This is a genomic window from Mesorhizobium sp. M0001, assembly GCF_040324255.1.
Taxonomy (GTDB): domain Bacteria; phylum Pseudomonadota; class Alphaproteobacteria; order Rhizobiales; family Rhizobiaceae; genus Mesorhizobium.
In genome coordinates, this window is record NZ_JAMYVS010000006.1 from 52,668 (window position 1) to 78,149 (window position 25,482).

Sequence of the window (25,482 nt, forward strand, 5' to 3'; positions counted from 1 at the left end):
CATTTGGTGCGAGATAAATTTCGAAAGGATTTTCGTATGGCCACCGTCAAGGTCGACAAGAGCAATTTCCAGGCCGATGTGCTCAACGCCTCGCAGCCCGTCGTCGTGGATTTCTGGGCCGAATGGTGCGGCCCCTGCAAGATGATCGGTCCGTCGCTGGAAGAGATCGCCAACGAACTCGGCGACAAGATCAAGATCGCCAAGCTGAACATCGACGAGAACCCCGAGCTTGCCGCCCAATTCGGCGTGCGCTCGATCCCGACGCTGATGATCTTCAAGGGCGGCGAAGTCGCCGACATGAAGGTCGGCGCCGCGCCGAAGACCGCGCTGTCGCACTGGATCAATGGCAGCCTCGCCTGATCTGGCTTTGTTTTGATGCATGTCGTCCTCCCAAAACCGGGACCACTTTTGGGCGACCTGCATTAGTTCCCGAGATCGAAGCCCGGCCCTCGCGCCGGGCTTTTTCTTTGGCGTCATCGCCCGGCCGCCTCTGGCCCTCGCATCGGCGCACTCCATGTCATCTGCTTGAGGCAGGACAGGGAGAAACAGAATGACCGGATCCGCCAAGGCCACCGTCTTCATCGACAATGAGCGCGTCATCGTCACCGAATACCGCTTCCAGCCCGGCGACAACACCGGCTGGCACCGGCATCGCCATGACTACGTCGTGGTGCCGCTGATGGACGGCAAGGTGAAGCTGGTGACCAAGGACGGCGAGAGTTTTGCTGAAATGAAGAAGGGCGCGCCCTACTTCCGCAAGGAAGGCGTCGAGCACGACGTCATCAGCGCCAATGACGGCGAATACGCCTTCATCGAGATCGAGCTGAAATAGGCCTCAGACTGGTGCCGCGGCCGCCGATGTCTATTTAGTTTGAGCCACGGTTTTTTTGGCCTGCCTAGGCTTGCCGGGCTTCCGTCCGGTCGCGGGCTTCAGGACCTGCCCTTATCCCTCTATAGCGCCCGTATACACACGATAGAGAAACGTCTCTCGGCTTACGAAATACGCGACACTGGGCTGGCCGGATGCATCATTGGGGCGCGTCGGTCTGTGGGCCACTCGAACAATTGGGTGCGGTGGCTCGATGGCTCCCGGTAACATCACATGATCGCCGACCCGCGGAGCATATTCAAATATCAGCTCCTCCGGCGGGTCGTTGTCGACGGTAACAAGACACTTCACAACCATTCGAGCTTGCCTCCATGCTTGGCCAAGCATATCGGGGCTTCTGCCCGAGGGGCAACCGCCCGATAGATTCCCCGGGCCAAAATACTACCAGTCGGCGATGCGGTCGCCTCCGGTAAATTGCGCGCTTTTTGCGGTGTATTCGAACAGCTCGATCTTCACGCCGTTGGGGTCGCGGATCCAGGCCTGAAAAGTGTCGTCGCAGGCGTGCTTCTTGGCGGTGACGTCGATGCCCTTCGATTTGATATGGGCGATCGCCGCGTCGAGATCTTCGACTTCCAGGCAGAAATGGTTGATCTGGTTCTGCTCGCTGTATGCAGTGCCGTCCTTCTGGAACACCTCGACATGGCTGCGGCCGCCGCAATTGAGGTAGAAGCCGAAGACCTTGTCGTCGCGCAGGAAATTGAACTGCGTGTCGAGGCCGAGCACGTCGCGGTAGAAGCTTCGCGTCGCCTCCAGATCATGCGCGAAGATGCAGACATGGGCGAGTTGCTTGACCTTGATCATGATGGGCTCCTCGCAGTGAAATGGCTTCAGGTTGGCGGCGTGCCGTTTTCGGCCAGCACCGCGCCGGCGAGATATAACGACCCCCCGATCAGGATGCGTGGCGCCGGCCCGTCCCAGGTGTCGCGCAGCAGCATCAGCGCACTGGCGACGGAACTGACCGGTTCGGCCGTGAGGCCGGCTTCGGTCGCCCGCACCGCCAGCTCGTCATTCGGCACGCCGGCATCGCTCATGCTCACCGGCACGGTGTAGACGTGCCGAGCCAGGCCCTTGAAGGCGTGGAAGTAGCCGCTCTGGTCCTTGGTGTTGATCATGCCGGAGATCAGAAACAGCGGCCGCGGGTTCTTTTCCTCCTGCTCGGCCAGCGCCTCGGCAATGACCATGCCGGCGCCCGGATTGTGGCCGCCGTCGAGCCAGATGTCGGCGCCCTTGGGCGCCAGCTCCATCAGCCGGCCCTGTACCAGTTTCTGCATGCGGCCCGGCCATGCGACGCTCGCCATCGCCTTCTCAGTGGCGCGATGACTGATTTCGAAACCGGTGGCCTTGACGGCGGCAATCGCTGCCGCCGCATTGGCGAACTGGTGGCGCCCGGGCAGGCGCGGTGGCGGCAGGTCCATCAGCCCGTCCTCATCCTGATAGACCATGCGGCCGTTTTCCTCGAAGGCGAGAAAATCCTGGCCGTAGACGAAGGTCGGGCAATCCAGCCGCTCGGCGGTTTCGATCAGCACTTGCAGCGCCGTCTCGCTCTCCTGCGCGCCGATGACCACCGGGCAGCCGCGCTTCATGATGCCGGCCTTTTCGGCGGCGATCAGTTCGACCCGGTCGCCGAGATAGGCTTCGTGATCCATCGACACCGGCATGATCACCGACACCGCCGGCCGGGCAACGACATTGGTGGCGTCGAAGCGGCCGCCAAGGCCGACCTCGATGATGGCGGCGGCAGCCGGATGCTCGGAAAACAGGATGAAGGTGACGGCGGTTAGGATTTCGAAGACGGTGATCTTCTGGCCGGCATTGGCCCGGGCGACGCGGGCGATGGCCTCGGCGAAGGTCTCGTCGTCGACCAGCCGGCCGCCGCCCTCGGCCGCCAGCCGGTAGCGCTCGGCCCAGTTCACCAGATGCGGCGAAGTGTGGACATGGACAAGGTGGCCGCCGGCTTCGAGCAGCGCGCGCGAAAAGGCCGCGCACGAGCCCTTACCGTTGGTGCCGGCGATATGGATGACCGGCGGCAGCCGCTCCTGCGGATTGCCGAGGCGTTCGAGCAGCCTTGTGATGCGGTCGAGCGAAAGGTCGAAGCCTTTCGGATGCAGCGCCATCAGGGCTTCGATTTCACGATCTGCGGCAAGCGTTGTCATGAGCGAATCCTACGCATGCGCGCAGGTGCACGCAATCGCGGTTTGCGGCCAGAAATGTCGCGTCAGGCTTGCGGGCGGGCTTCCGTCGGGATGACCGACGGCGGCAGGATTTCCGGCTCCAGCGGCTTTTGCTCCTGCGGCAGTTTGAGCAGGATTTTCAACAGCCGTGAAATCGTCTCGCGCAGTTCCAGCCGCGACACCACCATATCGACCATGCCGTGCTCCATCAGATATTCGGAGCGCTGGAAACCGTCCGGCAGTTTCTCCCGGATGGTCTGCTCGATGACGCGCGGGCCGGCAAAGCCGATCAGCGCGCCGGGCTCGGCAATGTGGACGTCTCCCAGCATGGCGTAGGAGGCGGTAACGCCGCCGGTGGTCGGGTTGGTCAAGACGACGATGTATGGCAGGCCGGCTTCCTTCAGCCGGTCGACGCCGATCGTGGTGCGCGGTAACTGCATCAGGGACAGAATGCCTTCCTGCATGCGCGCGCCACCGGAGGCGGCAAACAGGATCAGCGGCCGCTTGCGCTGCAAGGCGACCTCGAAACCGTGCACAATGGCGTCACCCGCGGCCATGCCGAGCGAGCCGCCCATGAAGGCGAAATCCTGCACCGTCACCACAACCGGCAGGCCTTTGACCGTGCCCAGCGCGTTGATGATGGCGTCTTCCAGGCCGGTCTTGGCCTTGGCGTCCTTCAGCCGGTCCGTGTAGCGCTTCTCGTCGCGGAACTTGAGCGGGTCCTGCATGACCTTGGGGTTCTCAAGCTGCTCGTATTTGCCGTCGTCGAGGAAGAATTTCAGCCGTTCCTTGGCCGAAATCTTCATGTGATGGCCCGATGACGGGATGACGAACTGGTTGGATTCCAGGTCCTTGTGAAACACCATCTCGCCGGTCTCGGGATCCTTGATCCAGAGATTCTCGGGCATGTCGGTGCGCCGACCGAGCATCGAATTGATCCTCGGGCGAACGTAATTGGTGATCCAGTTCATCGCTTCGGCTCCTGTCCTGACGAAGAGTTGGCTCGTGCATGTCGCCCAAAAGTGGGAACCGGTTTTGGGATAACGACTTGCACAAGGCCTAAGTAGGGAAACTATTCGGCAGCAGCAAGGCGGGCCGAACGCACGCCCTGAGACAGTCCGCTGACCAGGGTGGCGACGGCCTCGGCCGGGTCGGCGGTCTTCTCGCCCTTCGGTCCCAACACATTGGCGACCGCGTTGACGATCGCGGTGCCGACGACGACGCCATCGGCATTGGCGCCGATAATGCGCGCCTGCTCGGCGGTCTTGACGCCGAAGCCGACGCAGACCGGCAGATTGGTGTGGCCCTTGATGCGCTTGACCGCGGCGGCAACCTTGCCGGTGTCGGCCAAAGCCGAGCCGGTGATGCCGGTCATCGACACGTAATAGACGAAGCCCGACGTATTCTGCAGCACCTTGGGCAGGCGCTTGTCGTCGGTGGTCGGCGTTGCCAAGCGGATGAAGTTGATGCCGGCCTTCAGCGCCGGAATGCAGAGTTCTTCGTCCATCTCCGGTGGCAGGTCGACGACGATCAGCCCGTCAATGCCGCTGGCGATGGCGTCCTTGAGGAAGCGATCGACACCGTAGATGTAGATCGGGTTGTAGTAGCCCATCAGCACGATCGGCGTTTCATTGTCGGTGGCGCGGAAATCAGCCGCCGTCTTCAGCGTCTTGACCAGGGTCTGGCCACCTTTCAGCGCCCGCAGGCCAGCGGCCTGGATCGCCGGTCCATCGGCCATCGGATCGGAAAACGGCATGCCCATTTCAATGATGTCGGCGCCGGCCTTGGGCAGCGCCTTCATGATCGACAAAGCGGTGTCATAGTCGGGGTCGCCGCTCATGAAATAGGTGACGAGCGCCGGGCGGCCCTCGGCTTTCAGTTTTGCCATGCGGCGGTCGATGCGGGTCACCATGATCAGATCTCCATGCCCAGCATCGAGGCCACTGTGTGCACATCCTTGTCGCCGCGTCCCGACAGGTTGACGATGACGATCTGGTCCTTGTCCATATCAGGCACGATCTTCACCGCATGCGCGATGGCGTGGGCGGATTCCAGCGCCGGGATGATGCCTTCGACGCGCGTCGTCAGCTTGAAGGCTTCCAGCGCCTCGTCGTCGAGGATCGGCACATATTCGACGCGGCCGGAATCGCGCAGCCAGGAATGTTCGGGGCCGACGCCGGGATAGTCGAGGCCGGCTGAGATCGAATGGCCGTCGAGGATCTGGCCGTCGGCGTTCTGCAAGAGATAGGTGCGGTTGCCGTGCAGCACGCCGGGCGCGCCGGCATTCATCGAGGCGCAATGCTCGATGCCGTCAAGGCCGCGGCCGCCGGCTTCGATGCCGATGATGCGGACTTCTTTGTCATCCAGGAACGGATGGAACAGGCCGATGGCGTTCGAGCCGCCGCCGACAGCCGCGATGATGGTGTCGGGTAGCCGGCCTTCCTGTTCGAGGATCTGGGCGCGCGCCTCGATGCCGATCACCGACTGGAAGTCGCGCACCAGCTCCGGATAGGGATGCGGGCCGGCGGCAGTGCCGATCAGGTAATAAGTGTCCTCGACATTGGTGACCCAGTCGCGCAACGCTTCGTTCATGGCGTCCTTCAGCGTGCCGTGACCGGCGGTCACCGGCCGCACTTCGGCGCCGAGCAGCTTCATGCGGAAGACGTTGGGGCTTTGGCGGGCGACATCGGTGGCGCCCATATAAACGACGCAGGGAAAGCCGAAGCGCGCCGCGACCGTGGCCGCGGCAACGCCGTGCTGACCAGCGCCCGTCTCGGCGATGATGCGCTTCTTGCCCATGCGCTTGGCCAGCAGGATCTGGCCGAGGCAGTTGTTGATCTTGTGCGAACCGGTGTGGTTCAAATCCTCGCGCTTGAAGTAGACTTTGGCGCCGCCCCCGAGGCCCTTCGCCGAGGAAACCTCACGAAGGTGTTTTGTGAGCCCTTCGGCGAAATACAGCTTTGATGGCCGACCGGCATAATGGGTCGACAGGTCGGTCAGTTCGGCCTTGAAGTCCGGATCGTTCTTGACCTCGTTCCAGTGCCGTTCGAGGTCGAGGATCAGCGGCATCAGCGTCTCGGCCACGAAGCGGCCCCCGAAGATGCCGAACATGCCCTGTTCGTCGGGTCCCGTGCGGAAGGAATTGGGTGTCGCCGGCTTGTTCATCGCCGATCTCCTGGTCTTGGTTCTGAGCATGTCTTATCGGAAAACCGGTTCCCACTTCTCCGGAACATGCTCGGGTTCGAAAGAAGTGCCTCAGGCAGCGCGGTCGTCGCGCGCGGCCCTGACGGCCCGGAAGAACTGCTCGATCAGCGCCGGATCCTTGACGCCCGGGCCGCTTTCCACCCCCGACGAAATGTCTATCGCGGGCGGATTGGCTGATATCAGGGCGTCGCCGATATTGGCGGCGTTGAGCCCACCGGAAAGCATGTAATCGAGCCCGGCGTCAAGGCCGGCCAGGATGCGCCAGTCAAAGGCGACGCCATTGCCGCCCGGAAGTTGCGAGCCCTTTGGTGGCTTGGCATCGAACATGAAGCGATCGGCAACGCCGATGAACGGCTTTAGCCGCTCGAGATCGGCTACCTCACTGACGGAGAACACCTTCATGACAGGCAGGCCGTAGCGAGCTTTCACCTCGGCCACCCGCTCGGGCGTCTCCGTGCCGTGCAACTGCAGCATGTCGGGGCGCATCTTTGCGACGATCTCATCCAGGAACGCGTCATCGGCATCGACCGTCACGGCGACCGCCCTGGCCTTGCCGATTGCCGCCTCGCGCAGGCGGCCGGCTGCCGCAGGCTCGACATAGCGCGGGCTTTTAGCAAAGAAGATGAAGCCGACATGGCTGGCGCCGCCGGCCAGGGCCGCGGCCATTGCCTCATCGGTCTTCAATCCACAGATCTTGATATCGAGCGCCATGGCGCGGGGCTTGGCACGAAACCGGCCAAGAGTCGAGAAAAAGCATGCTGTTTGCCGGCAACGCCAAAGGCGCTACCTATTGATGGGAGAAGCAAGGCGGAGCAGACGAATGGCCGACCAGAGCATAGCCGAACTCAGGCAGAAGATCGCGCAAGCGCGCGACGTCATCGCCCATCTGATGCAAAAGGCCGCCTTCGACGGGGCGGAAGCGCACCGGGTCCTGGATTATTTCGGCAGCGATGCGTTCGAGCAGAATTTCCTGCCATGGCCGCGCCATGGCGACGAAGGGCTGCGGCCTGAAGAGCTTAATGCGGCCAATGATGATTGAGCGCGCCGCCGGCGAAGGCTAATCGAACACAATCGCCTGCAATGCCCCACCATTCCGCTTCAGCCAGTCCTTGCAGCGGTCGGTGTCGGGGCAGAGCTGCTCGCACAGTTTCCAGAATTTCGGGCCGTGGTTCATCTCCTTGAGATGCGCCACCTCATGCGCGACCAAGTAGTTTATCACCGGCGTCGGCGCCATCATGATGCGCCATGAGAAGGACAAATTGCCGTCGGAAGTGCAGGAGCCCCAGCGGCTCGACGTGTCCTTGAAGCGGATAGCCTTGGCGCGCTTGCCGATGGCCTCGGTATGCTTGACCACCAGCTTCTCGATGTCCTTCTTGGCCTCGCGCCTGAGGAAATCGGCGATGCGGCGCGGCAAATGTATGCGCTCGCCATGGACGATCAGCAGCGGACCGCGCTCGTCGCGCGACACGGTGACGGTGCCGCGTTTCGACGGTTCGTGGACGATGCGATGCGCGACGCCGCGTATCGGGATCTTGATGCCGGGGCGCACTTGCGGCCGTGTCGGTACCTTGGCCAGACGCTGCTCCAGCCAGCCCTGATGGCGGTGAAGGAATTTCTCCACCTCGCCGCGGCGCAGGCCCGGCGGCACGGTGATGCGCAGCCCCTGGCCGCCCGAATCGATGCGCAGCGTCAGCCGCCGTGCGCGGGCGCTCTCGACGATCCTGAGCGGCAGTGTGCGGCCGGCAACGACGTGCTCTCGCTCTTCGACAGGCGAGGGTTTTGGTTTGGTCAGGTTGCGGAAAAAGCCGAAGGACATGGCTGAACGATACGCGATTCGAGGAAAACGACCAGAACAAAAAAGAAACGGCGCCGCTCGCGCGACGCCGTCCATCATGCCAAGGCCTGTCTTAGAGCGCCGCGCGTCTCTGACGCGCAAAGGACGCTGTAGCACTCTAATTCGGCGCATGAACCTTTCCGAAAATCGGTTTCGATTTTCGGGGTCATGCGCGCAGCCTCAGTCGTCAAGCAGGTTCGGGCCCTTGCGCTTGGGCGTCGCGGGCTTGGCCGTTTCGGCCGAGCCTGTCTTCGCAGGCGCTGTCGACTTGTTGCGGTTGGCCATGAAGCGGTCGAACTCGTCCTGGTCCTTGGCGCGGCGCAATTCGCGGGCGTACTCGTCGAACTCGCTCAGCATCTCATCGAGCTTGCGACGCTCTTCGGCGAGGCGTTCGAGTTCCTTCTCGCGCCAGTCGTCGAAAGCGACATTGCCGGTGCGGGCCGAACCGTGGCCCCAGCGCGCGGCCTTGTCGGAACCGCGACGGCAGCCGGCGAAGATGCCGTCGGTGGCCCGGTTGACGTCGCGCTTGAAGCCGTCAAGCCGGTCGCCCCAGATGATGTAGGCGAGCATGGCGAAGCCAAGCGGCCAGAACACCATGAAGCCGATCACCATCAGCGCGATGGTCGCCGGCGTCCAGGCCGGGCGGATCAATGCGGATGTGTTCATTTTCTCCCATTCCTTCGGTTGGAGACAGCCAAGAGCGGCTGCGTGGATTCGAAATGGGATGAGAAAAACGGCGATTCAAGACAACGTCCGCCAAAACCGGACAAGGTCCTGAATTGATTATCGCTTTTTGACCGCTTCGAGGAAAAGCACGACCAGGCCGGCGACCAAGCCCCAGAAGGCGGCGCCAACGCCGAACAAAGTCAGCCCCGACGCGGTGACAACGAAGGTGACAGTAGCCGCCATGCGCTGGTCCTCGTCCTTGAGCGCGATCGCCAGCGCGTTGGCCAGCGACCCCATCAACGCCAGGCCGGCCACCAGCACGATCAGGCTTTGCGGCAGCACTGCGAAGATCGCCACCAGCGAGGCGCCGAAAACCGCGAAGATCAGATAGGCAAGTGCATAGAAGGGTCCGGTCTTCCAGCGCTCGGCCGGGTCGGGATGGACGTCCGGCCCGGTGCAGATCGCCGCAGAGATCGCGGCCAGATTGGTGGTCGAGCCGCCAAACGGCGCCGACAGCAGCGAGAACAGGCCGGTGACGCCGATCAGCGGGCCGGGTTCGGGGTGATAGCCGGCGGCGCGCAAGACGGCGAGACCCGACAGGTTCTGCGACGCCATGGTGACGAGGTAGAGCGGCAGCGCCAGGCCGATGACAGCTGCGGCGCTGAAATGCGGAGCAATCAGCGTCAGCGTCGACAGTTCCGGTGCCGGCAGTCCGCCGACGCGGCCTGTCAGGAAGGCGGCGATGCCGCCGCCGATCAGCACCGCCAGCACCGACAGCGCCGGGTTGAACAGGCGAATGACGAAGAAGGCCGCGATCAGCGGCAGGATCAACCAGGGGTCGACCGGAATGGTCTTGACGGCATTGAGCGCGAAGGTGACGACGATGCCCGCCAGCATGCCGGACGCGACTGACGCCGGTATCCTTGATATCAGCTGGGTCAGCGGCTTGAACAGGCCGGTGGCGATCAACATTAGGCCGGTGACGATGAAGGCGCCGACCGCATCGGCCATGGTAAACCCGCTCGATGCCGCCATCAGCGCCAGGCCCGGTGTCGACCAGGCGGTGATGATGGGTATTTTCGTGCGCCAGGACAGCCACAAGCATTCGATCGCCATCGCCACGCACACTGCCGTCACCCAGCTCGCGGTTTCGGCTTGCGTGGCGCCAACCGCCTTGGCGGCGGCAATGACGACGGCCAGCGTGCCGCCGAAGCCGACGATTGCCGCGACAAAGGCGGATATCGGGATGGAAATGCGCATTCTCGCCTACCCCGCCCGCTGAACCATGTCGCCCACCGCCCTCAGCAGCATGTCGAGATCCTGCGGCCGCGACAGGCGGTGGTCGCCGTCGGGAATGAGCGACAAGGTGACGTCGTCGGCCGGCAGCAGCGAGACCAGCTTCAGCGCATGGCTTGCCGGCACATCGGCATCGGCCAGGCCCTGCAGGATGTGGACGGGGCAATGGGTATCGATCGGCCCGGTCATGACCCGGTTCGCCCTGCCGTCCTCGATCAGCGCGCTTGTGTAGATGTAAGGCTCGGCGGAATAGTCCGAAGGTTCTTCGAAAAAGCCTTTCTCCCGGAGGTCGCGCCTCTGTTCCTCCGTCAGAGCCGGCTCGACCAGCTCGGCGGTGAAATCCGGCGCCGGCGCGAGCAGCACCAGGCCAACCACATTGCTGTCGCCCGCCTTGCGCAGTTCCTGCACCATGCGCAGCGCGATCCAGGCGCCCATCGACGAGCCGACCAGGATTTGCTTGCCCTCGGTGAAACGCCGGAAGACGGCGAGGCTCTCGCCAAGCCATTTCGAAATGATGCCGTCGGCAAAGGCGCCGCCGGATTCGCCATGGCCGGAATAATCGTGGCGCAGATACGCGCGGCCTTCCCTTGCCGCCCAATCCGACAACGTCTGCGCCTTCGTGCCCAGCATGTCGGATTTATAGCCGCCGAGCCAGACGATGCCGGGCGTTGCGCCCGAGGAATGGCGAACCGCGATATCAATGCCGTCGACATCCAGCAGGGTTGGGGTGGTCGCGGTCATGGCTGTGGATCAATCCTGGTTCTGGGGGCCTGATTGCGGGAGCCTGATTTTACTCGCCGGTCTTTTGACACAGGCACAGGCGAGGCGGAAAGTGCTCGCGACATCCTTTGTTTGGTGCAGGCCTGCGATCAGGGTGATTTTCTGTCAGCGCTGTGCTATTGACTCCGCCCGCGCGCTCACCACATTGGCGCGTCCTGAACATTTCTAGATTGAAACCCTGAACGAAACGGCCAAGGAGACCACGACCATTCGCAGACCTTTCAAAGCAGCGGCGCCCACCAAAGATGGCCCGCGCTCCAACCGTGATATCCGGGTTCCCCGGGTCCAACTGATCGACGCCGATGGCCAGAACCGCGGCGATATTTCCATCAACGACGCATTGCTGCTCGCCGAAGAGGCAGGGCTCGATCTGGTCGAGATCTCGCCCAATGCGGTGCCGCCTGTCGTCAAAATTCTCGATCTCGGCAAATTGAAATACGCCAACCAGAAGAAGGCGGCCGAGGCGCGCAAGAACCAGAAGGTCATCGAGATCAAGGAGATCAAGATGCGCCCGAACATCGACAGCCATGACTACGAAACCAAGATGAAGGCCGTGCGGCGCTTCTTCGAGGAAGGTGACAAGGTCAAGCTGACGCTGCGCTTCCGCGGCCGCGAGATGGCGCATATGGAACTCGGCATGCAGCTCCTGAACAAGGTGCGCGAGGAGACGGCTACCATCGCCAAGGTCGAAGCCGAGCCGAAGCTGGAAGGCCGCCAGATGATGATGGTGCTGGCCCCGCGCTAGATCAGTTCGGGCGTTGCGCTCTAAATCCGCCTGAATCCTGTCTCATGGCGTCCCGGCGATCGGCGGGACGCCGATTCTCCTGTCCAGACGCCGCGATCGCCGGCAAAGCTTCTCGACGATCGGATTCCCGACATGGCCAATGAAATCAACCCTGCGCCCATCAAGGAGCTGGGCGGCTACCAGCACATGCGCCGGATGGTGCTTGCGGTGCTGGTGGTGGTGCTGTTTGCGGCACTGCTGTTCGGCCAGTCGACCTTCCCGCCCGATACCCCGGTGCATGAAACGATCGAGATGGTCGGCGTGCTGCTGATCTTCCTTGGCGTCGTCGGCCGCTTGTGGTCGACACTCTATATCGGGGGGCGCAAATCCTCCGAAGTGGTCACCGGCGGACCCTATTCGATCACCCGCAATCCTCTCTACGTGTTCTCGACCGTTGCCGCCGCCGGCGTCGGGGCGCAGATCGGCTCGTTCTCCGGCATCGTCCTGTTTGCGCTTTTGTGCGCCGGCGCCTTCCACATCGTCATCCTGCGCGAGGAACGGTATCTCAAGGAGGTTCTCGGCGCGCCCTACACAGCCTATCTGGCGCGGGTGCCGCGTTTCTTCCCCCAGCTGTCGCTCTACCAGGAAGGCGACACCGGCAGCTTCAAGCCGCGCCTCTTGCTGACCACCTTGCTCGACGGGCTGGTGTTTCTGGTGGCGTTGCCGGTGTTCGAGACCATCGATGGTGCCCAGCAATCGGGCATTCTGCCGGTGCTGTTTAGGCTGCCCTGATCGCGGAGAGAGCGTCGCAGCCGCTCGGGTGTTGCGCGCCAGCCCGCTTTGACGTATAGGACCGCCGTTCCAAGAAAACCGCCCGGCAGGGCATGCCGTGGCGGTTTCATTTGCTTTTCGGGCTTTTGGTCCGCCCGAAGCGAACAAGAAGCGCGATTGTGCGCCACCAATACGGAGTAGCAAAATGCCCAAGATGAAGACCAAATCGGCCGCCAAGAAGCGGTTCAAGATCACAGGTACGGGTAAAGTCCTGTCGGCTGCGGCCGGCAAGCGTCACGGCATGATCAAGCGTTCCAACAAGTTCATTCGAAATGCCCGCGGCACGATGGTTCTGGCTGAACCGGATGGCAAGAAGGTCATCAAGAATTTTCTGCCGAACGGCCTCTGAGCATTCGGTTTCAGGAACAGCGTTTAAGGAGATCATGACATGGCACGCGTAAAAAGAGGCGTCACCTCGCACGCCAAGCACAAGAAGGTCCTGAAAGCCGCGAAAGGCTTCTACGGCCGCCGCAAGAACACCATTCGCATCGCCAAGCAGGCGGTCGAAAAGTCGATGCAGTATGCGTATCGCGACCGCAAGAACCGCAAGCGCTCGTTCCGCGCGCTGTGGATCCAGCGCATCAACGCCGCGACGCACGAGCATGGCCTGACCTATGGCCGCTTCATCGACGGCCTCAACAAGTCCGGTATCGAGATCGATCGCAAGATCCTGTCCGACATGGCCATCCATGAACCGCAGGCGTTCGCCGCACTCGTGGCCAAGGCCAAGGTCGCGCTCGAATATCTGAAGAACACCACCCCGAATGCTTTTGAAAGCGCTGTCGCCTAGAGCATGATGCCAAAAAGTTGCTGACTTTTTGGACAACATCATGCTCAGGGAAATTTAGCGAGGAGCGCGATCTTTCCGAAAAGTCTGCAACTTTTCGGGATCGGGCTCCGAGCCCAGCGCTTCCCAGCATTCGCAATTCTGATTGGGGAACCCGCGCTGGCACGGCTGGCGCGGGTTTTTCTTATGGCTGAACTTTCAACTTGAAAGTGACTTTCACCTCAAAGTTGACTCCCAACACAGCGAGTTTGACCGTGAACGACATAGCTACCGGCTTGGATACTCTCGAAAACTCCCTGCTTGCCGACGTCGCGTCGGCCGCCGATGAGGCTGCTATCGAAGCCGTGCGCGTCGCGGCTCTCGGCAAGAAGGGGTCGATCTCGGAATTGCTGAAGACACTGGGCGCGATGAGCGCCGAGGAGCGCCAGGTCAAGGGCCCCGCGATCAACGGCCTGAAGAACCGCGTCACCGAAGCGCTGACGACACGCAAGGCCGAGTTGAAGGATGTTGCTGTCACTGCGCGCCTCGCCGCCGAGACGGTCGACGTGACGCTGCCGGTGCGGCAATCGCCGGCCGAGCGCGGCCGCATCCATCCGATCAGCCAGGTCATCGACGAGATCGCGGCGATCTTCGGCGATCTCGGCTTTGCCATCGCAGAAGGTCCCGATGTCGAGAGCGACTATTACAATTTCACCGCGCTGAATTTCCCCGAAGGGCATCCGGCGCGCGAGATGCACGATACCTTCTTTTTCCAGCCGGACGAGAAGGGCGAGCGCAAGCTGTTGCGCACCCACACCTCGCCGGTCCAGATCCGCACCATGGAGAAGCAGAAGCCGCCGATCCGCATCGTCATTCCCGGCAAGACCTACCGCCAGGATTCCGACGCTACCCACTCGCCGATGTTCCATCAGGTCGAGGGGCTGGTGATCGACAAATCGGCCAATGTCGCCAACATGAAGTGGGTGCTGGAAGAATTCTGCAAGGCTTTCTTCGAGGTGCCGCAGGTCAAGATGCGCTTCCGGCCGTCCTTCTTCCCGTTCACCGAGCCCAGCCTCGAGGTCGACATCCAGTGCGACCGCTCGCGGCCCGGCGAAGTGCGATTCGGCGAAGGCTCCGACTGGATGGAGATCCTCGGCTGCGGCATGGTCCACCCCAATGTGCTGCGCGCCGGCGGGCTCGATCCCGACGAATATCAGGGCTTTGCCTGGGGCATGGGCATCGACCGCATCGCCATGCTGAAATACGGCATGCCGGACCTGCGCGCCTTCTTCGACGCCGATGTCCGCTGGCTGTCGCATTACGGTTTCAGGCCGCTCGACATGCCGACGCTGTTCGGAGGTCTTTCCGCATGACGGCGCCGCACACGGGTGGCTGCCGCTGCGGCGCGGTACGGTTCGAGGCATCAGTCGAACCGCACCATATCAGCTATTGCCATTGCGGCGATTGCCGGCGCGCCAGCGGCGCGCCGGTGTCGGCCTTTGTCGGCTTCCTGACCGAGCAGGTGGCTTTCACCGGCAAGGCGCTGAAGATGTACGAGAACGGGCCGGTGACGCGCTCGTTCTGCGGCATTTGCGGCTCGCCTATCGCCTATGTCGACGAGCGGCTGGAAGACCACATCTATTTCATGCTGGGCGCCATGGACATGCCGGCCTATTTCCGGCCGACGCACCATGCCTATGTGCGCGAGCAGCTGCCCTTCGTGCATATGCCCGACGACTTGCCGCGCCATTTGAAGACAAGCGTGCCCAGACCCGATGGACAAGGTCCGGGCGGGTACAGACAAAACGGAACATAGTGATGAAACTCACCCTTTCCTGGCTCAAGGATCATCTCGACACCGACGCCACGCTCGACGAGATCGTCGAGAGGCTGACCTCGATCGGCCTCGAAGTCGAGCATGTCGACGACAAGGCCGGCCTGAAGCCGTTCGTCATCGCCAAGGTGCTGACGGCGGTGCAGCATCCCGACGCCGACCGGCTGCGGGTGCTGACCGTGGACACCGGCAATGGCGCAGCCCCTGTCCAGGTGGTGTGCGGTGGGCCGAATGCCCGCGCCGGCCTGATCGGCGCCTTCGCCGCGCCCGGCGCCTATGTGCCCGGTATCGACGTGACGCTGACCGTCGGCAAGATCCGCGGCGTCGAGAGCCATGGCATGATGTGTTCCGAGCGCGAGCTGGAGCTGTCGGATGAGCACAATGGCATTATCGACCTGCCGGCCGATGCGCCTGTCGGCACCAGCTTCGCGGCTTACGCGCATCTCGACGATCCGGTGATCGAGATCAATCTGACGCCGAACCGGCCGGATGCGACCAGCATTTACGGCGTCGCCCGGGACCTGGCGGCAAGCGGGCTTGGCCGGCTCAAGACCGCGCCGGTCGAAGCGGTCCTTGGCAAAGGTGAAACGCCGGTCAAGGTGACCATCGAGGCGCCGGAGCTCTGCCCCGGTTTCGCGCTGCGCCTGGTGAAAGGCGTGAAGAACGGGCCGTCGCCGAAATGGCTGCAGCAAAGGCTGATCGCCATCGGCTTGCGCCCGATCAGCGCGCTGGTCGACATCACCAACTACGTCACCTTCGACCGTGGCCGGCCGCTGCATGTGTTCGATGCCAAGAAGGTCGCCGGCAATCTCGTCGTGCGCCGCGCGCGCGACGGCGAGAAGGTGCTGGCGCTCGACGGGCGCGAATACACGCTGACGCCGCAGATGTGCGTGATCGCCGACGACAATGGCGTCGAATCGATCGCCGGTGTCATGGGCGGCGAGCATTCCGGCTGCGACGAGAACACCACGGACGTGTTGATCGAGTCCGCTCTTTGGGACCCGATCACCACGGCCCGCACTGGCCGTACGCTCGGCATCATCACCGATGCCCGTTACCGCTTCGAGCGTGGCGTCGACCCGGAATTCATGGTGCCCGGCGTCGAGCTGGCGACAAAGCTTGTGCTGGAGTTCTGCGGCGGCGAGCCGACCGAGACGGAAGTCGTCGGCTATGCCGGCCATACGCCGAAGATCGTTTCCTTCCCGATCTCGGAAGTGAAGCGGCTGACCGGCATCGAGGTGCCGAAGGCGGAAAGCCTCGACATCCTGACCCGCCTCGGCTTCAAGCCGTCAGGCGCGGGCGACGTCGTCGATGTCGCTGTGCCGTCCTGGCGTCCTGACGTCGACGGCAAGGCCGACCTGGTCGAGGAAGTGATGCGCATCCACGGCGTCGACAACATCGCGCCGCAGCCGCTCGGCGCGCATGACGCGGTCAACTCCAAGATACTGACGACGCTGCAGGTTCGCACCCGCACTGCCAAGCGCTCGCTCGCCGTGCGGGGCATGCTGGAGGTTCTCACCTGGTCGTTCATCCCGGCCAAACACGCCGAACTGTTCGGCGGCGGCCAGACGGCGCTGAAGCTCGCCAATCCGATTGCAGCCGACATGTCCGATATGCGGCCCTCGCTGTTGCCCGGCCTGATCGTCGCCGCGCAGCGCAATGCCGACAAGGGCATCGGCGATGTCGCGCTGTTCGAGGTCTCCGGTACCTATGAGGGCGACGGCCCCGACCAGCAGCGGCGCGTTGCGGCCGGTGTGCGCCGCGGCACCGCCAAGCTCGACGGTTCCGGCCGCAGTTGGGCCGGCAATTCCGGTCCGGTCGGCGTATTCGACGCCAAGGCCGACGCGATTGCAGCGCTGGAAGCCTGCGGCGCGCCGGTCGACAGGCTGCAGATCGAGCCAGGCGGTCCGGCCTGGTATCATCCCGGCCGCTCCGGCACGATCAAGCTCGGCCCGAAGACGGTGCTCGGCGCCTTCGGCGAGTTCCACCCGAAGACGCTGGAGGGGTTGGACGTTTCCGGACCGATCTGCGGCTTCGAGGTCTATATCGACGCCGTGCCGGAGCCGAAGGCCAAGCCGACGAAAACCAAGCCAAAGCTGGAGCTGTCCGCCTTCCAGGCGGTGAAGCGCGACTTTGCTTTCGTCGTCGACAAGACGGTGGAGGCCGGCGCGCTGGTGCGCGCGGCGCTCGCCGCCGACAAGAAGCTCATCACCGGCGTTTCGGTGTTCGATGTCTTCGAGGGGGCATCTCTCGGGGCCGCCAAGAAGTCGATTGCCATCGAAGTATCTATCCAGCCGGTTGAAAAGACGCTCACCGACGAGGATTTCGAGGCGCTGGCCAAGCGCATCGTCGACAATGTCGGCAAGCAAACGGGCGGCTTGCTGAGAACGTAGAGCGGCTAACGCCGCCTACGTATTTCGACTCCACGCAATTCTTAGGGAAAGCGCGTCTTAGGGAAAGCGCGGCGCGCTTTCCCAGGAAAACCGCTACACACTTTTCCTGGAATTGCTTCTGAGGATTGCCGGCAGTTGCGAATCGCTCTCCAAAGGGCGATGGACCATCTGCGCTATTCCGGTCTGCCGTTCGAAGCCCAGCGCGAAGCGTTTGTCGCCATGGTGTTGGCGGATGCGCTCGTCAGCGACGCGCTGGAGCGGGCCCGCACGCTAGCGTTGCCGGACTGGCTGGTGGTGTCCGGCGCGCTCTACAACAGCATCTGGAACCATCTGACCGGCAAGCCGCCGGGCTACGGCATCAAGGATGTCGATCTCTTCTACTTCGATGACAGCGACCTGTCCTACGAGGCCGAGGACGCGGTCATCCGCCGGGCGGCGCAGCATTTCGAGGGGCTGGCTCTGCCGGCCGAGGTGCGCAACCAGGCACGGGTGCATCTGTGGTATCCGCAGAAATTCGGCCAGCCCTGCCCGCGCTATACGAGCTCCAGCGAGTCGGTGAGCTATTTCGCCTCGAAGACGCATGCGGTCGGGGCGCGATACGATGCCGACGGGCAGCTTGAGGTCGTGGCGCCGTTCGGGCTGGATGACCTCTTCGCGTTTCGCATCACGCCCAACCGGCTGATGGATAACAGGCGCACGCATGAGGCCAAGGGGGCGAGGGCGAAGGCGTGCTGGCCGGAGATTACGGTGGTGCCTTGGTGAGACTTACCCTCCCCGTTGTGGGGAGGGTCGGCTCGCTGTCGCAGCGAGGCGGAGACAGAGAGACGGGGTGGGGGTGCGCCTCACGAGGACCCCCACCCCGAACCGCTTCGCGGATCGACCCTCCCCACAAGGGGGAGGGTAAAGGCACTCACCCATTCACCAGCGCCAACAGCTCCTCCGTATAGCGCTTGCCAACCACCTTGTCCGGCGACAGCGCATCGCCGATCGCCGCCACTTCGGCCGCACTCAGCTCGATCCCGGCCGCCGCCGTGTTCTGCTCGAGATGGCGGATTTTCCGCGCGCCGGGGATCGGCACGATGAAGTCGCCCTGGTGCAGCACCCAGGCCAGCGCCAGTTGCGCCGAGGTGACGCCTTTTTCCGTCGCCAGCTTTTCCAGCGTGGCGATCACCTTGGCATTGGCCGCCATGGCGTCGGCCTGGAAGCGGGGCAAGGTGCGGCGCCAGTCGTCGTCGCTCAGGGCCTCGGGCTTGGCGATGGTGCCGGTAAGCAGGCCGCGGCCGAGCGGGCTGTAGGGGACAAAGCCGATGCCGAGTTCGCGGCAGAGATCTAACACCTCGTCTTCGGGGTCGCGGCTCCACAGCGAGTATTCGCTCTGCACGGCAGCAATCGGATGCACGGCGTGCGCCCGGCGGATGGTGGCGGCACTGACCTCCGACAGGCCCAGCGCCCGTACCTTGCCGTCGCGCACCAGTTCGGCCATGGCGCCGACCGTGTCCTCGATCGGCACGTCGGGATCGACACGATGCTGGTAGTAGAGGTCGATGACATCGGTATCGAGCCGCTTCAGCGAGGCTTCCGCCACCGCCTTGACGTGCTCGGGACGGCTGTCGACGCCGACCATGCGCCCGAGGCCTGAGCCTTCCTCGGAAATCTTGAAGCCGAATTTGGTCGCGATCGTCACCCTGTCGCGCACCGGCTTCAACGCCTTGCCGAGAAGGATCTCGTTCTCAAAGGGACCATAGACTTCGGCGGTGTCGAAAAACGTCACGCCGATCTCGACAGCGCGGCGCAGCGTGGCGATTGCGTCAACCTCGGCCTGACCGCCATATGCGAAGCTCATGCCCATGCAGCCGAGGCCGACGGGGAAGACTTCGAGTTCAGTACCAAGTTTGCGGGTTTTCATGGCGCATCTCCTTGTTGCGATGAAACAGAGATAGCGCCTAGCTTTACGTTCGATAATTGGCTGTCATTCGCACGGGCTGTTCTATAAAATAGAGCAATGAACCGAGCGCATCTTTCTCAACTGGCTGTACTGGCAACAGTCGCCCAATGCGGTAGTTTTCGCGGCGCGGCGCGCGAACTGGCCATCGCGCCCTCGGCAGTGAGCCATGCCGTGTCCAGCCTGGAGGCACGGCTCGGCGTGCGGCTTTTGGCGCGCAGCACCCGCAGCGTGGCACCAACGGAGGAGGGCGCGCAGCTGCTCGAACGGCTGCGGCCGGCGCTGTCCGAGATCGATCTGGCGCTGGAAACGGCGATCGAGACGCGCGACCGGCCGGCCGGGAACCTGCGGCTGACCGTGCCGCGCACCGCGGCCCACCTGGCATTGACGCCCAGGCTCGGCGGCTTTGCCGCGGCCTATCCTGACATCGTGCTGGAAATCGTCATCGAGGATCGCTTCACCGACGTCGTCGAAGGCGGCTTCGATGCCGGCGTGCGGCTCGGTGAGAGCCTGCAGCGCGACATGATCGCGGTGCGCATCGGACCGGACCTTCGCGGCGCCGTGGTCGGCGCGCCATCCTATTTCGCGACCATGCCAAGACCCCGCCATCCGCGCGATCTTGCCGACCACCGCTGCATCCGCTTCCGTTTTTCCAGCGGCATTCTTTACCGCTGGGAATTCGAGAAGGATGGCGAAGAGATCGAGATCGCGGCGCAAGGGCCGCTGATCCTCGACGAAGACCATCTGATCGCCCAGGCGGCGGTCGACGGCGCAGGGCTCGCCTTCGTCTTCGACGATTATGTGCGCGCACCGCTCGCCGACGGCCGCTTGATCCGCGTGCTGGAAGACTGGTGTCCGCCCTTCGACGGCTTCTTCGCCTACTACCCCAGCCGCCGCCAGATGCGCCCGGCACTGCGGGCGTTTGTGGATTTCTTCAAGGCCGGTGCTTAGCCACCTCCCCCTTGTGGGGAGGGTCGATCCGCGTAGCGGATCGGGGTGGGGGTCTTCGTAGGGCGCTACCCCCCACCCCGTCGCTTCGCGCCGACCCTCCCCACAAGGGGGAGGGTGGAAGAAAGCCCAGCTGCCATTCGTTCACCAACCATGCCGGCATCCATCACCAACAACTCAACCCGCTACGGCTGGGCGGCGATCGTCCTCCACTGGCTGATCGGCATCATCTTCATTGGCCAGTTCATGCTCGGCTTCATCATGGTGCGGTTGACCAGCCAGCGCACCGCCTTCGAGCTGATCCAGCTGCACAAATCCTTCGGCTTCCTGCTGCTCGGCCTCCTCATCCTGCGCATTGCCTGGCGGCTCGGCAATGCGGCCCCGGCCTTGCCGGCCTCGGTCGGAGGGCTGGAGCGTCGGACGGCGCCGCTGGCGCATCTGGCACTTTATGGCTTCCAGCTCGCGGTGCCGCTGTCCGGCTGGGCACTGGTTTCGGTGTCGATGCTGGAGATCCCCAGCATGCCGTTCAACCTTTTCGTGATGCCGAACCTGCCGCTCGGCGTGTCCGGTGCGGCGGAAAACTTCTGGGCGGCAGCACACCGGTATCTCGCCTATGCCGGCATTGCCTTGGTTGCGCTGCATGCGCTGGCGGCGCTGCGGCATCATTTCTGGCTGCGCGACAGCGTGCTCACGCGCATGATCACGCCTTCGTCAGATCAGGACATGGAATAGCGCGCGCCGCGCATTCGTTCATTGGAGTGAGGGCGCATCACTTCGCCTGCCCCAGAAGGACAAAACCCATGTATGCGCGCATCTTCGGATTGGCGGCTGTTGCCGCTTGCCTTGCCATGCCTGTCTCCGCCGCTGTGGACCTCGGCGACGCCGCCGGCAGCTACACGGTCAACCCGGCCAGCTCCAGCATTCGCTTCTCCATCGGCAAGGTCGGTGGCGGCGGCCTCGACGGCGCCTTTGGCCGCTTCAAGGGCTCTATCCGCATCGACAACAGCGATGTCGGCCGTTCCGCGGTCAACTTCACCATCTATCCCGAAAGCGTCGGCACCGGACAGGGCCGCATCGACGCGTTCCTGCGCTCCGATGCGGTATTCGACGTCGCCAACAGCCCCGAAATCCAGTTCCGCTCGACCAGCGTCACCCGCACCAGCGACACCACGGCGCTGGTCAGCGGCCGGCTGACGGCGCGCGGCAAGACGTTTGCGGAAAAGTTCACTGCCGAACTCGGCGGGCTGAAGGGTGGCGTCATAAAATTCCACGTCACCGGCAAGGTGCTGCGCTCCCGCTACGGCATGGATGTCGGCACGCCGATCTATTCGAATATCGTCAATTTCGACATGACGCTGACGGGCAAGCGAGGCTAGCAGGACCAGCGATCCGCATTGGCTTTTCCCGCAATTTCGGGCAAACCTCCTCGCCTGTAAATCGATAGGAGAAGCCTGATGTTCCGATGGGGTGTTTTGTCGACGGCCAAGATCGGCCGCGAGCAATTGTTGCCGGCAATCGTCGAGGCCGAGAATGGCGTTTTGTCCGCGATCGCCAGCCGCGACCTGTCGAAGGCCGAGGCCCTGGGCGAGCGGTTCGGCGCCAGGCATGCCTTTGGTTCGTATGAGGAGCTGCTCGCTTCGAAAGACGTCGACGGCGTCTACATCCCGCTGCCGACCTCGCAGCATGTCGAGTGGACGGCCAAGGCCATCGAAGCGGGCAAGCATGTGCTGGTGGAAAAGCCGCTGGCGCTCGACGCCAAGAATATCGCACCGCTGATCAAGCTGCGCGACCAGAAGAAGGTGCTGGTCTGCGAGGCCTTCATGGTCATCTACCACCCGCAATGGATCAAGGTGCGCGATCTCATCGCCGATGGCGCCATCGGCCGGCTGCGCCATGTGCAGGGCGCCTTCTCCTATTACAATGTCGATCCCACCAACATGCGCAACCAGCTCGATCTCGGCGGCGGCGCGCTGCCTGATATCGGCGTCTATCCGACGGTGTCGACGCGGTTTTCAAGCGGCAAGGAGCCACTGCGCGTGCAGGCGACGATCGAGCGCGACAAGAAATTCGGCACCGACATCTATTCCTCGATCCGCGCCGATTTCGGCGATTTCGAACTGTCCTTCTATCTGTCGACGCAGATGGCGGCGCGGCAGGTGATGGTGTTCCACGGCGAGAAGGGTTTCATCGAGGTGTTCTCGCCGTTCAATGCCGGGCTCTACGACCATCACCGCATCGAACTGCACAACCAGAACCATACGGAGGCGCAGGTGTTCCGCTTTCCCGGCACCCAGCAATACCGGCGCGAGGTAGAGACGTTTGCCAGGGCGGCACAGGGCGGCAAGGAGCGTGTCTTCACGCTGGAGGAGTCCGTGCTCAACCAGAATGTCATCGACGCCATCTTCCGCGCCGGTGGCAAGGAAGGCTGGGAGGCCGTCTGATACAGCAATCTTAGCCGGTAATTTCATGGGAGAAGGGCGTCCGCATTGTGCATGCGGAAGCCCCTTTCCTATTGGACTGACGATCTCACGCGCCTCTGAGCGTCAGGTGCAAGGTCTCGGCGAAGCGGTCGGGATAGGGCGCAAAGCCCATATGGTCGCCGGGGAAGGCGGCGCGCTTGCTGCCGAGCCTGTCGGCCAGCGCCTTGCCCATGCCGTCGATCGGCTGGCCGATGGACTCTTCGCCGATGCCGACCACGACCGGGCGGCCGCGCAACGCCTCGATATCAGGACGGTAGAGCGACAGCGGCATGACGCCATGCGCCAGCCAGTATTCGAAATTGCCGCTGACCCTGGCAAAGGTCTCGGCCTCTTCGGGCGACGGTTCGAACGAAGGCGGTCCGTCTTGCGGCTCGTGCGGTCCGGCTTCACCCTGGTCCGGCCCTTCCGACAGGCCGTTCTCGCTGAAGAATTTCTGCATCGCCGCCTCGACGCCCTGGCTGCGATAGGTGTCGTGCAGGTCGCGCATGCCGGCCAGTGACGGCGACGGGTCGTCGAGCAGCATCATGCTGGGCGGCTCATGCGCCACCAGCGCACGAACCCGGCCGGGATGGCGGGCGGCGAGGTTGAGCCCGATCTGGGCGCCGCCGCTGGTGCCGAACACATAGGCCGGTCCGGCGCCAAGCGCCTCGATCAATCTCGCGGCATCGTCGCCATGGACATCGAGGTCCTGCTCTTGCGGCTCTCCGTCAAAGGTGCTGCGCGAATTGCCGCGCGGATCATAGGCGACCACCGTGTAGCGGTCGGCGAGGTGGCCCGCGACATCGGCGAAGACGCCGGCGTCCTGCGGTCCGCCGGGGATTATCAACAGTACGGGGCCGGAACCGCGCATCTCATAATAGAGGCTGGCGCCCGGTACTTTCAGCGTCGACGTTTGGGGGGTCATGTCCATCCCTCCTGTTGTTCTCATGTCAAAGTTCGGCTTTGCGCCGGGTCCGATCATTTGCCGGTGACAACCATGCGGTTGCCCTCGCTGTCGCGGAATTCGGCGACCGTGCGGCCCCGCTGCCAAGGCGCTTCCTGCGGCTCGGTGATGATTTCGACGCCGCGCGCCTTCAGGCCCGCGACCGTTGCCTCGACATCGCCATCAACGAGCACCAGCACGGGCTCAGTGCCCGGCGTGTCATCGGGGCGTTTGACGAAATGCAAATTGGTGACGGCGCCGGGAAATGTCAGCTCGATCCAGCGCCAGCCGCTGTCGCCCATCAGCTGGTCCTCCGCCACCTGGCAAGCAAGATGGCCGGTGTAGAAGGCCTTGGCGCGGTCCTGGTCGAACACCGGCAATTCGGCAAACTGGATGTGCATGATGGATCTCTCCTGGTCCTCGATGGCTGCCGCGCAACCGTCCACGGGAAAGACGATCCGGACGATCGAAAAGATTCGCCGGGCGACGAATCTTTTCGAGGTCGCGAAACGTCTTCTCCGTGCAGAGTTGAAAAACAGGAGACGACAATGGGCTACAATCTCATCCGCTACGGCGTGAAGGACGAAAGCATCGCCGAGAACCGTATGCTGGTTGCACAGGTGTTCGAGGCACTCGACGACACGAAGCCGCAATCCGTGCGCTACCTCGTCCTGGAACTGGAGAATGGCGAGTTCATCCATCTTGTCAGCCAGGATGGCGACGGCCTGACCGGGCTCGCAGCCTTCAAGGCCTTCAGCGCCAATCATGCCGGGCGCCGCTCGACGCCGCTTGCCAGATCGCCGGCAAAGATCGTCGGCAATTATCGTATGCTGGCCGGCGAGGTCGTGCCGGCTTGAATGCAAAGACCGGCATTTTGGGAACGGACAGGATGAACACAGCAAAACTCGACCGCGTTGCCCTGGAGGCGATGCTCGGCTCCTTGCGACCGAAGCTGCACCGCTACTGCGCCCGCATGGCCGGCTCGGTGATCGATGGCGAGGACATCGTCCAGGAGACACTGATCAAGGCACTGCAGGCCATCGACGGCGACGCCGCCGTCGAGCATCCGGAGCAATGGCTGTTCCGCATAGCCCACAATGCCGCGCAAGATCATCTGCGCCGGCGCCAGCGGGAGCAGGCGCGCATGAGCGAGACCGACATGACGACGATCGAAGACCCCTCCGCCAGCGCCGATGCGAGGCTCGCCACCGCCGCCAGCCTGCGAAGCTTCATGCAGCTGGCAACAGTGCAGCGCAGCGCCGTGATCCTTGTCGACGTGCTTGGCCTCAGCCTGCACGAAACCTGCGAAGTGTCCGGCGCGACCCTGGCTGCGACCAAGGCAGCGCTGCATCGCGGGCGGTCGCAGCTGCGCCTGCTGGCGTCACAGGACGAGCAGGCGCCTGCCCCAAAGCTCGACGCCGACGACGAGCGGCGCCTGCGCCGCTATGTCGACCTGTTCAACGCGCGCGACTTCGACGCCGTGCGCGCGTTGATCGCCGAGGATATCCAGCTTGAAGTCGTCAACCGCACCCGCATGCGCGGCAAGGCGCAGGTTTCCAACTATTTCGGCAATTACGACCGTGTCCAGGACTGGGCGCTGTCGCTCGGCTTCGTCGACGGCAGGCCGGCCATCCTGATCCGCAACCCGCAAGCGGGAGATGACGCCGTGCGCGGCTTCATGCTGGTCGACTGGCAGGATGGAAAGGTCAGCCATATCCGCGATTTCCGCTACGCGCCCTATTGCCTTGCCGATGCGGACATCCGCTTCATCGACGGGTAAGCATCGGCCAGAGAGCGCGGGC

The 25,482-nt window shown here is 63.4% G+C and carries 30 protein-coding genes; 17 read left to right on the forward strand and 13 right to left on the reverse strand.

Features of this window, described 5'->3' with window-relative positions; genetic code table 11:
* Positions 1 to 36: 36 nt before the first annotated feature.
* Together trxA and NKK50_RS18215 are read left to right on the forward strand one after the other, a co-directional pair.
* On the forward strand, positions 37 to 360 hold the full coding sequence (trxA, locus tag NKK50_RS18210) for a thioredoxin (RefSeq protein ID WP_023672297.1): 324 nt from the start codon (positions 37 to 39) through the stop codon (positions 358 to 360).
* A gap of 190 nt (positions 361 to 550) precedes the next feature.
* Positions 551 to 832: a cupin domain-containing protein gene (locus NKK50_RS18215; RefSeq protein WP_023672296.1), complete on the forward strand. Its 282-nt coding sequence runs from the start codon at positions 551 to 553 to the stop codon at positions 830 to 832.
* 438 nt (positions 833 to 1,270) lie between these two features.
* On the opposite strand, the gene NKK50_RS18220 is transcribed toward NKK50_RS18215, so the two are convergent.
* The 6 genes from NKK50_RS18220 to NKK50_RS18245 form a co-directional block, all read right to left on the reverse strand.
* A complete protein-coding gene (locus NKK50_RS18220) occupies positions 1,271 to 1,690 on the reverse strand; it encodes a VOC family protein (RefSeq protein ID WP_023681395.1) in 420 nt (139 codons plus the stop codon).
* Positions 1,691 to 1,716: 26 nt separating this feature from the next.
* A complete protein-coding gene (locus NKK50_RS18225; protein WP_023672293.1) occupies positions 1,717 to 3,042 on the reverse strand; it encodes a bifunctional folylpolyglutamate synthase/dihydrofolate synthase in 1,326 nt (441 codons plus the stop codon).
* Between the two features lie 62 nt (positions 3,043 to 3,104).
* Positions 3,105 to 4,031 (reverse strand): acetyl-CoA carboxylase, carboxyltransferase subunit beta, encoded by a 927-nt coding sequence (gene accD, locus NKK50_RS18230; protein WP_023672292.1) that lies wholly within the window; start codon positions 4,029 to 4,031, stop codon positions 3,105 to 3,107.
* Between the two features lie 101 nt (positions 4,032 to 4,132).
* Entirely contained in the window at positions 4,133 to 4,972 is an 840-nt protein-coding gene (trpA, locus tag NKK50_RS18235; RefSeq protein WP_023693067.1) for a tryptophan synthase subunit alpha, read from the reverse strand.
* A 2-nt stretch (positions 4,973 to 4,974) separates the two neighbouring features.
* Entirely contained in the window at positions 4,975 to 6,225 is a 1,251-nt protein-coding gene (gene trpB / locus NKK50_RS18240) for a tryptophan synthase subunit beta (protein WP_023681393.1), read from the reverse strand.
* A 90-nt stretch (positions 6,226 to 6,315) separates the two neighbouring features.
* Complete coding sequence (locus tag NKK50_RS18245; protein ID WP_023681392.1) at positions 6,316 to 6,975, reverse strand: phosphoribosylanthranilate isomerase; 660 nt, start codon at positions 6,973 to 6,975, stop codon at positions 6,316 to 6,318.
* Between the two features lie 109 nt (positions 6,976 to 7,084).
* On the opposite strand from NKK50_RS18245, the gene NKK50_RS18250 reads away from it, so the two are divergent.
* Positions 7,085 to 7,303 carry a hypothetical protein gene (locus tag NKK50_RS18250; RefSeq protein ID WP_023672288.1) on the forward strand — a complete coding sequence of 73 codons (219 nt, stop codon included), beginning with the start codon at positions 7,085 to 7,087 and terminating at the stop codon, positions 7,301 to 7,303.
* Between the two features lie 18 nt (positions 7,304 to 7,321).
* Here the strand turns inward: NKK50_RS18250 and NKK50_RS18255 are convergent, their stop codons facing one another.
* From NKK50_RS18255 to NKK50_RS18270, 4 genes are all read right to left on the reverse strand, one after another.
* Positions 7,322 to 8,080, reverse strand: a complete 759-nt coding sequence (locus tag NKK50_RS18255; protein ID WP_023681391.1) for a M48 family metallopeptidase — start codon at positions 8,078 to 8,080, stop codon at positions 7,322 to 7,324.
* Between the two features lie 198 nt (positions 8,081 to 8,278).
* Positions 8,279 to 8,764 carry a DUF2852 domain-containing protein gene (locus tag NKK50_RS18260; protein WP_023672286.1) on the reverse strand — a complete coding sequence of 162 codons (486 nt, stop codon included), beginning with the start codon at positions 8,762 to 8,764 and terminating at the stop codon, positions 8,279 to 8,281.
* A gap of 117 nt (positions 8,765 to 8,881) precedes the next feature.
* Positions 8,882 to 10,024, reverse strand: a complete 1,143-nt coding sequence (locus NKK50_RS18265; RefSeq protein WP_023681390.1) for a benzoate/H(+) symporter BenE family transporter — start codon at positions 10,022 to 10,024, stop codon at positions 8,882 to 8,884.
* A 6-nt stretch (positions 10,025 to 10,030) separates the two neighbouring features.
* Positions 10,031 to 10,801 (reverse strand): alpha/beta hydrolase, encoded by a 771-nt coding sequence (locus NKK50_RS18270; protein ID WP_352543730.1) that lies wholly within the window; start codon positions 10,799 to 10,801, stop codon positions 10,031 to 10,033.
* Between the two features lie 247 nt (positions 10,802 to 11,048).
* Between NKK50_RS18270 and infC the strand changes: the two genes are divergently transcribed.
* The 8 genes from infC to NKK50_RS18310 all read left to right on the forward strand — a co-directional run bounded on the left by infC (position 11,049) and on the right by NKK50_RS18310 (position 18,150).
* Entirely contained in the window at positions 11,049 to 11,585 is a 537-nt protein-coding gene (gene infC / locus NKK50_RS18275) for a translation initiation factor IF-3 (protein WP_023744911.1), read from the forward strand.
* Positions 11,586 to 11,717: 132 nt separating this feature from the next.
* On the forward strand, positions 11,718 to 12,356 hold the full coding sequence (locus NKK50_RS18280; RefSeq protein WP_023681388.1) for a methyltransferase family protein: 639 nt from the start codon (positions 11,718 to 11,720) through the stop codon (positions 12,354 to 12,356).
* Positions 12,357 to 12,540: 184 nt separating this feature from the next.
* Positions 12,541 to 12,744, forward strand: coding sequence for a 50S ribosomal protein L35 (gene rpmI / locus NKK50_RS18285; RefSeq protein WP_006201248.1), 204 nt, complete (start codon positions 12,541 to 12,543; stop codon positions 12,742 to 12,744).
* Between the two features lie 39 nt (positions 12,745 to 12,783).
* Positions 12,784 to 13,185, forward strand: coding sequence for a 50S ribosomal protein L20 (gene rplT, locus NKK50_RS18290; protein ID WP_023672281.1), 402 nt, complete (start codon positions 12,784 to 12,786; stop codon positions 13,183 to 13,185).
* A gap of 251 nt (positions 13,186 to 13,436) precedes the next feature.
* Positions 13,437 to 14,534, forward strand: coding sequence for a phenylalanine--tRNA ligase subunit alpha (pheS, locus tag NKK50_RS18295; protein WP_023696008.1), 1,098 nt, complete (start codon positions 13,437 to 13,439; stop codon positions 14,532 to 14,534).
* The gene (locus tag NKK50_RS18300; RefSeq protein ID WP_023696009.1) at positions 14,531 to 14,977 is read left to right on the forward strand and encodes a GFA family protein; all 447 of its coding nucleotides are present in this window, start codon (positions 14,531 to 14,533) and stop codon (positions 14,975 to 14,977) included. The genes pheS and NKK50_RS18300 overlap by 4 nt, the downstream gene beginning before the upstream one ends.
* Positions 14,978 to 14,979: 2 nt before the next feature.
* Positions 14,980 to 17,388 (forward strand): phenylalanine--tRNA ligase subunit beta, encoded by a 2,409-nt coding sequence (gene pheT / locus NKK50_RS18305; protein WP_352543731.1) that lies wholly within the window; start codon positions 14,980 to 14,982, stop codon positions 17,386 to 17,388.
* A 159-nt stretch (positions 17,389 to 17,547) separates the two neighbouring features.
* The gene (locus NKK50_RS18310; protein WP_023834599.1) at positions 17,548 to 18,150 is read left to right on the forward strand and encodes a nucleotidyltransferase family protein; all 603 of its coding nucleotides are present in this window, start codon (positions 17,548 to 17,550) and stop codon (positions 18,148 to 18,150) included.
* A gap of 148 nt (positions 18,151 to 18,298) precedes the next feature.
* On the opposite strand, the gene NKK50_RS18315 is transcribed toward NKK50_RS18310, so the two are convergent.
* Positions 18,299 to 19,294, reverse strand: a complete 996-nt coding sequence (locus NKK50_RS18315) for an aldo/keto reductase (RefSeq protein WP_352543732.1) — start codon at positions 19,292 to 19,294, stop codon at positions 18,299 to 18,301.
* Positions 19,295 to 19,390: 96 nt separating this feature from the next.
* Here NKK50_RS18315 and NKK50_RS18320 point away from each other — a divergent pair, with 96 nt between their 5' ends.
* The 4 genes from NKK50_RS18320 (at position 19,391) to NKK50_RS18335 (ending at position 22,719) form a co-directional block, all read left to right on the forward strand.
* A complete protein-coding gene (locus NKK50_RS18320; RefSeq protein ID WP_352543733.1) occupies positions 19,391 to 20,281 on the forward strand; it encodes a LysR family transcriptional regulator in 891 nt (296 codons plus the stop codon).
* 150 nt (positions 20,282 to 20,431) lie between these two features.
* Positions 20,432 to 21,010, forward strand: a complete 579-nt coding sequence (locus tag NKK50_RS18325; RefSeq protein ID WP_352543734.1) for a cytochrome b — start codon at positions 20,432 to 20,434, stop codon at positions 21,008 to 21,010.
* A 68-nt stretch (positions 21,011 to 21,078) separates the two neighbouring features.
* A complete protein-coding gene (locus tag NKK50_RS18330; protein WP_023681381.1) occupies positions 21,079 to 21,654 on the forward strand; it encodes a YceI family protein in 576 nt (191 codons plus the stop codon).
* Positions 21,655 to 21,732: 78 nt separating this feature from the next.
* A complete protein-coding gene (locus tag NKK50_RS18335) occupies positions 21,733 to 22,719 on the forward strand; it encodes a Gfo/Idh/MocA family protein (RefSeq protein ID WP_352543735.1) in 987 nt (328 codons plus the stop codon).
* Positions 22,720 to 22,804: 85 nt separating this feature from the next.
* Here NKK50_RS18335 and NKK50_RS18340 read toward each other — a convergent pair whose 3' ends face one another.
* Positions 22,805 to 23,662, reverse strand: a complete 858-nt coding sequence (locus NKK50_RS18340) for an alpha/beta hydrolase (RefSeq protein ID WP_352497049.1) — start codon at positions 23,660 to 23,662, stop codon at positions 22,805 to 22,807.
* A 53-nt stretch (positions 23,663 to 23,715) separates the two neighbouring features.
* Entirely contained in the window at positions 23,716 to 24,081 is a 366-nt protein-coding gene (locus tag NKK50_RS18345; protein ID WP_023693054.1) for a VOC family protein, read from the reverse strand.
* A 147-nt stretch (positions 24,082 to 24,228) separates the two neighbouring features.
* Between NKK50_RS18345 and NKK50_RS18350 the strand changes: the two genes are divergently transcribed.
* Positions 24,229 to 24,537: a hypothetical protein gene (locus NKK50_RS18350; RefSeq protein ID WP_352543736.1), complete on the forward strand. Its 309-nt coding sequence runs from the start codon at positions 24,229 to 24,231 to the stop codon at positions 24,535 to 24,537.
* A gap of 32 nt (positions 24,538 to 24,569) precedes the next feature.
* Positions 24,570 to 25,460 (forward strand): sigma-70 family RNA polymerase sigma factor, encoded by an 891-nt coding sequence (locus tag NKK50_RS18355; protein WP_352543737.1) that lies wholly within the window; start codon positions 24,570 to 24,572, stop codon positions 25,458 to 25,460.
* The last annotated feature ends 22 nt before the right edge of the window (positions 25,461 to 25,482 follow it).

What these genes read in the sequence shown, in the direction of transcription:
- NKK50_RS18340 (WP_352497049.1), bottom strand. Translation starts at nt 23,662, where the DNA reads ATGACCCCCCAAACGTCGACGCTGAAAGTACCGGGCGCCAGCCTCTAT.
- NKK50_RS18320 (WP_352543733.1), top strand. Translation starts at nt 19,391, where the DNA reads ATGAACCGAGCGCATCTTTCTCAACTGGCTGTACTGGCAACAGTCGCC.
- NKK50_RS18255 (WP_023681391.1), bottom strand. Translation starts at nt 8,080, where the DNA reads ATGTCCTTCGGCTTTTTCCGCAACCTGACCAAACCAAAACCCTCGCCT.
- trpB (WP_023681393.1), bottom strand. Translation starts at nt 6,225, where the DNA reads ATGAACAAGCCGGCGACACCCAATTCCTTCCGCACGGGACCCGACGAA.
- trpA (WP_023693067.1), bottom strand. Translation starts at nt 4,972, where the DNA reads ATGGTGACCCGCATCGACCGCCGCATGGCAAAACTGAAAGCCGAGGGC.
- NKK50_RS18280 (WP_023681388.1), top strand. Translation starts at nt 11,718, where the DNA reads ATGGCCAATGAAATCAACCCTGCGCCCATCAAGGAGCTGGGCGGCTAC.
- NKK50_RS18300 (WP_023696009.1), top strand. Translation starts at nt 14,531, where the DNA reads ATGACGGCGCCGCACACGGGTGGCTGCCGCTGCGGCGCGGTACGGTTC.
- NKK50_RS18270 (WP_352543730.1), bottom strand. Translation starts at nt 10,801, where the DNA reads ATGACCGCGACCACCCCAACCCTGCTGGATGTCGACGGCATTGATATC.
- accD (WP_023672292.1), bottom strand. Translation starts at nt 4,031, where the DNA reads ATGAACTGGATCACCAATTACGTTCGCCCGAGGATCAATTCGATGCTC.
- trxA (WP_023672297.1), top strand. Translation starts at nt 37, where the DNA reads ATGGCCACCGTCAAGGTCGACAAGAGCAATTTCCAGGCCGATGTGCTC.
- NKK50_RS18345 (WP_023693054.1), bottom strand. Translation starts at nt 24,081, where the DNA reads ATGCACATCCAGTTTGCCGAATTGCCGGTGTTCGACCAGGACCGCGCC.
- NKK50_RS18355 (WP_352543737.1), top strand. Translation starts at nt 24,570, where the DNA reads ATGAACACAGCAAAACTCGACCGCGTTGCCCTGGAGGCGATGCTCGGC.
- rplT (WP_023672281.1), top strand. Translation starts at nt 12,784, where the DNA reads ATGGCACGCGTAAAAAGAGGCGTCACCTCGCACGCCAAGCACAAGAAG.
- NKK50_RS18325 (WP_352543734.1), top strand. Translation starts at nt 20,432, where the DNA reads ATGCCGGCATCCATCACCAACAACTCAACCCGCTACGGCTGGGCGGCG.
- rpmI (WP_006201248.1), top strand. Translation starts at nt 12,541, where the DNA reads ATGCCCAAGATGAAGACCAAATCGGCCGCCAAGAAGCGGTTCAAGATC.
- NKK50_RS18260 (WP_023672286.1), bottom strand. Translation starts at nt 8,764, where the DNA reads ATGAACACATCCGCATTGATCCGCCCGGCCTGGACGCCGGCGACCATC.
- NKK50_RS18330 (WP_023681381.1), top strand. Translation starts at nt 21,079, where the DNA reads ATGTATGCGCGCATCTTCGGATTGGCGGCTGTTGCCGCTTGCCTTGCC.
- NKK50_RS18315 (WP_352543732.1), bottom strand. Translation starts at nt 19,294, where the DNA reads ATGAAAACCCGCAAACTTGGTACTGAACTCGAAGTCTTCCCCGTCGGC.
- NKK50_RS18265 (WP_023681390.1), bottom strand. Translation starts at nt 10,024, where the DNA reads ATGCGCATTTCCATCCCGATATCCGCCTTTGTCGCGGCAATCGTCGGC.
- NKK50_RS18215 (WP_023672296.1), top strand. Translation starts at nt 551, where the DNA reads ATGACCGGATCCGCCAAGGCCACCGTCTTCATCGACAATGAGCGCGTC.
- NKK50_RS18225 (WP_023672293.1), bottom strand. Translation starts at nt 3,042, where the DNA reads ATGACAACGCTTGCCGCAGATCGTGAAATCGAAGCCCTGATGGCGCTG.
- pheT (WP_352543731.1), top strand. Translation starts at nt 14,980, where the DNA reads ATGAAACTCACCCTTTCCTGGCTCAAGGATCATCTCGACACCGACGCC.
- NKK50_RS18250 (WP_023672288.1), top strand. Translation starts at nt 7,085, where the DNA reads ATGGCCGACCAGAGCATAGCCGAACTCAGGCAGAAGATCGCGCAAGCG.
- NKK50_RS18335 (WP_352543735.1), top strand. Translation starts at nt 21,733, where the DNA reads ATGTTCCGATGGGGTGTTTTGTCGACGGCCAAGATCGGCCGCGAGCAA.
- NKK50_RS18310 (WP_023834599.1), top strand. Translation starts at nt 17,548, where the DNA reads ATGGACCATCTGCGCTATTCCGGTCTGCCGTTCGAAGCCCAGCGCGAA.
- NKK50_RS18350 (WP_352543736.1), top strand. Translation starts at nt 24,229, where the DNA reads ATGGGCTACAATCTCATCCGCTACGGCGTGAAGGACGAAAGCATCGCC.
- NKK50_RS18245 (WP_023681392.1), bottom strand. Translation starts at nt 6,975, where the DNA reads ATGGCGCTCGATATCAAGATCTGTGGATTGAAGACCGATGAGGCAATG.
- NKK50_RS18220 (WP_023681395.1), bottom strand. Translation starts at nt 1,690, where the DNA reads ATGATCAAGGTCAAGCAACTCGCCCATGTCTGCATCTTCGCGCATGAT.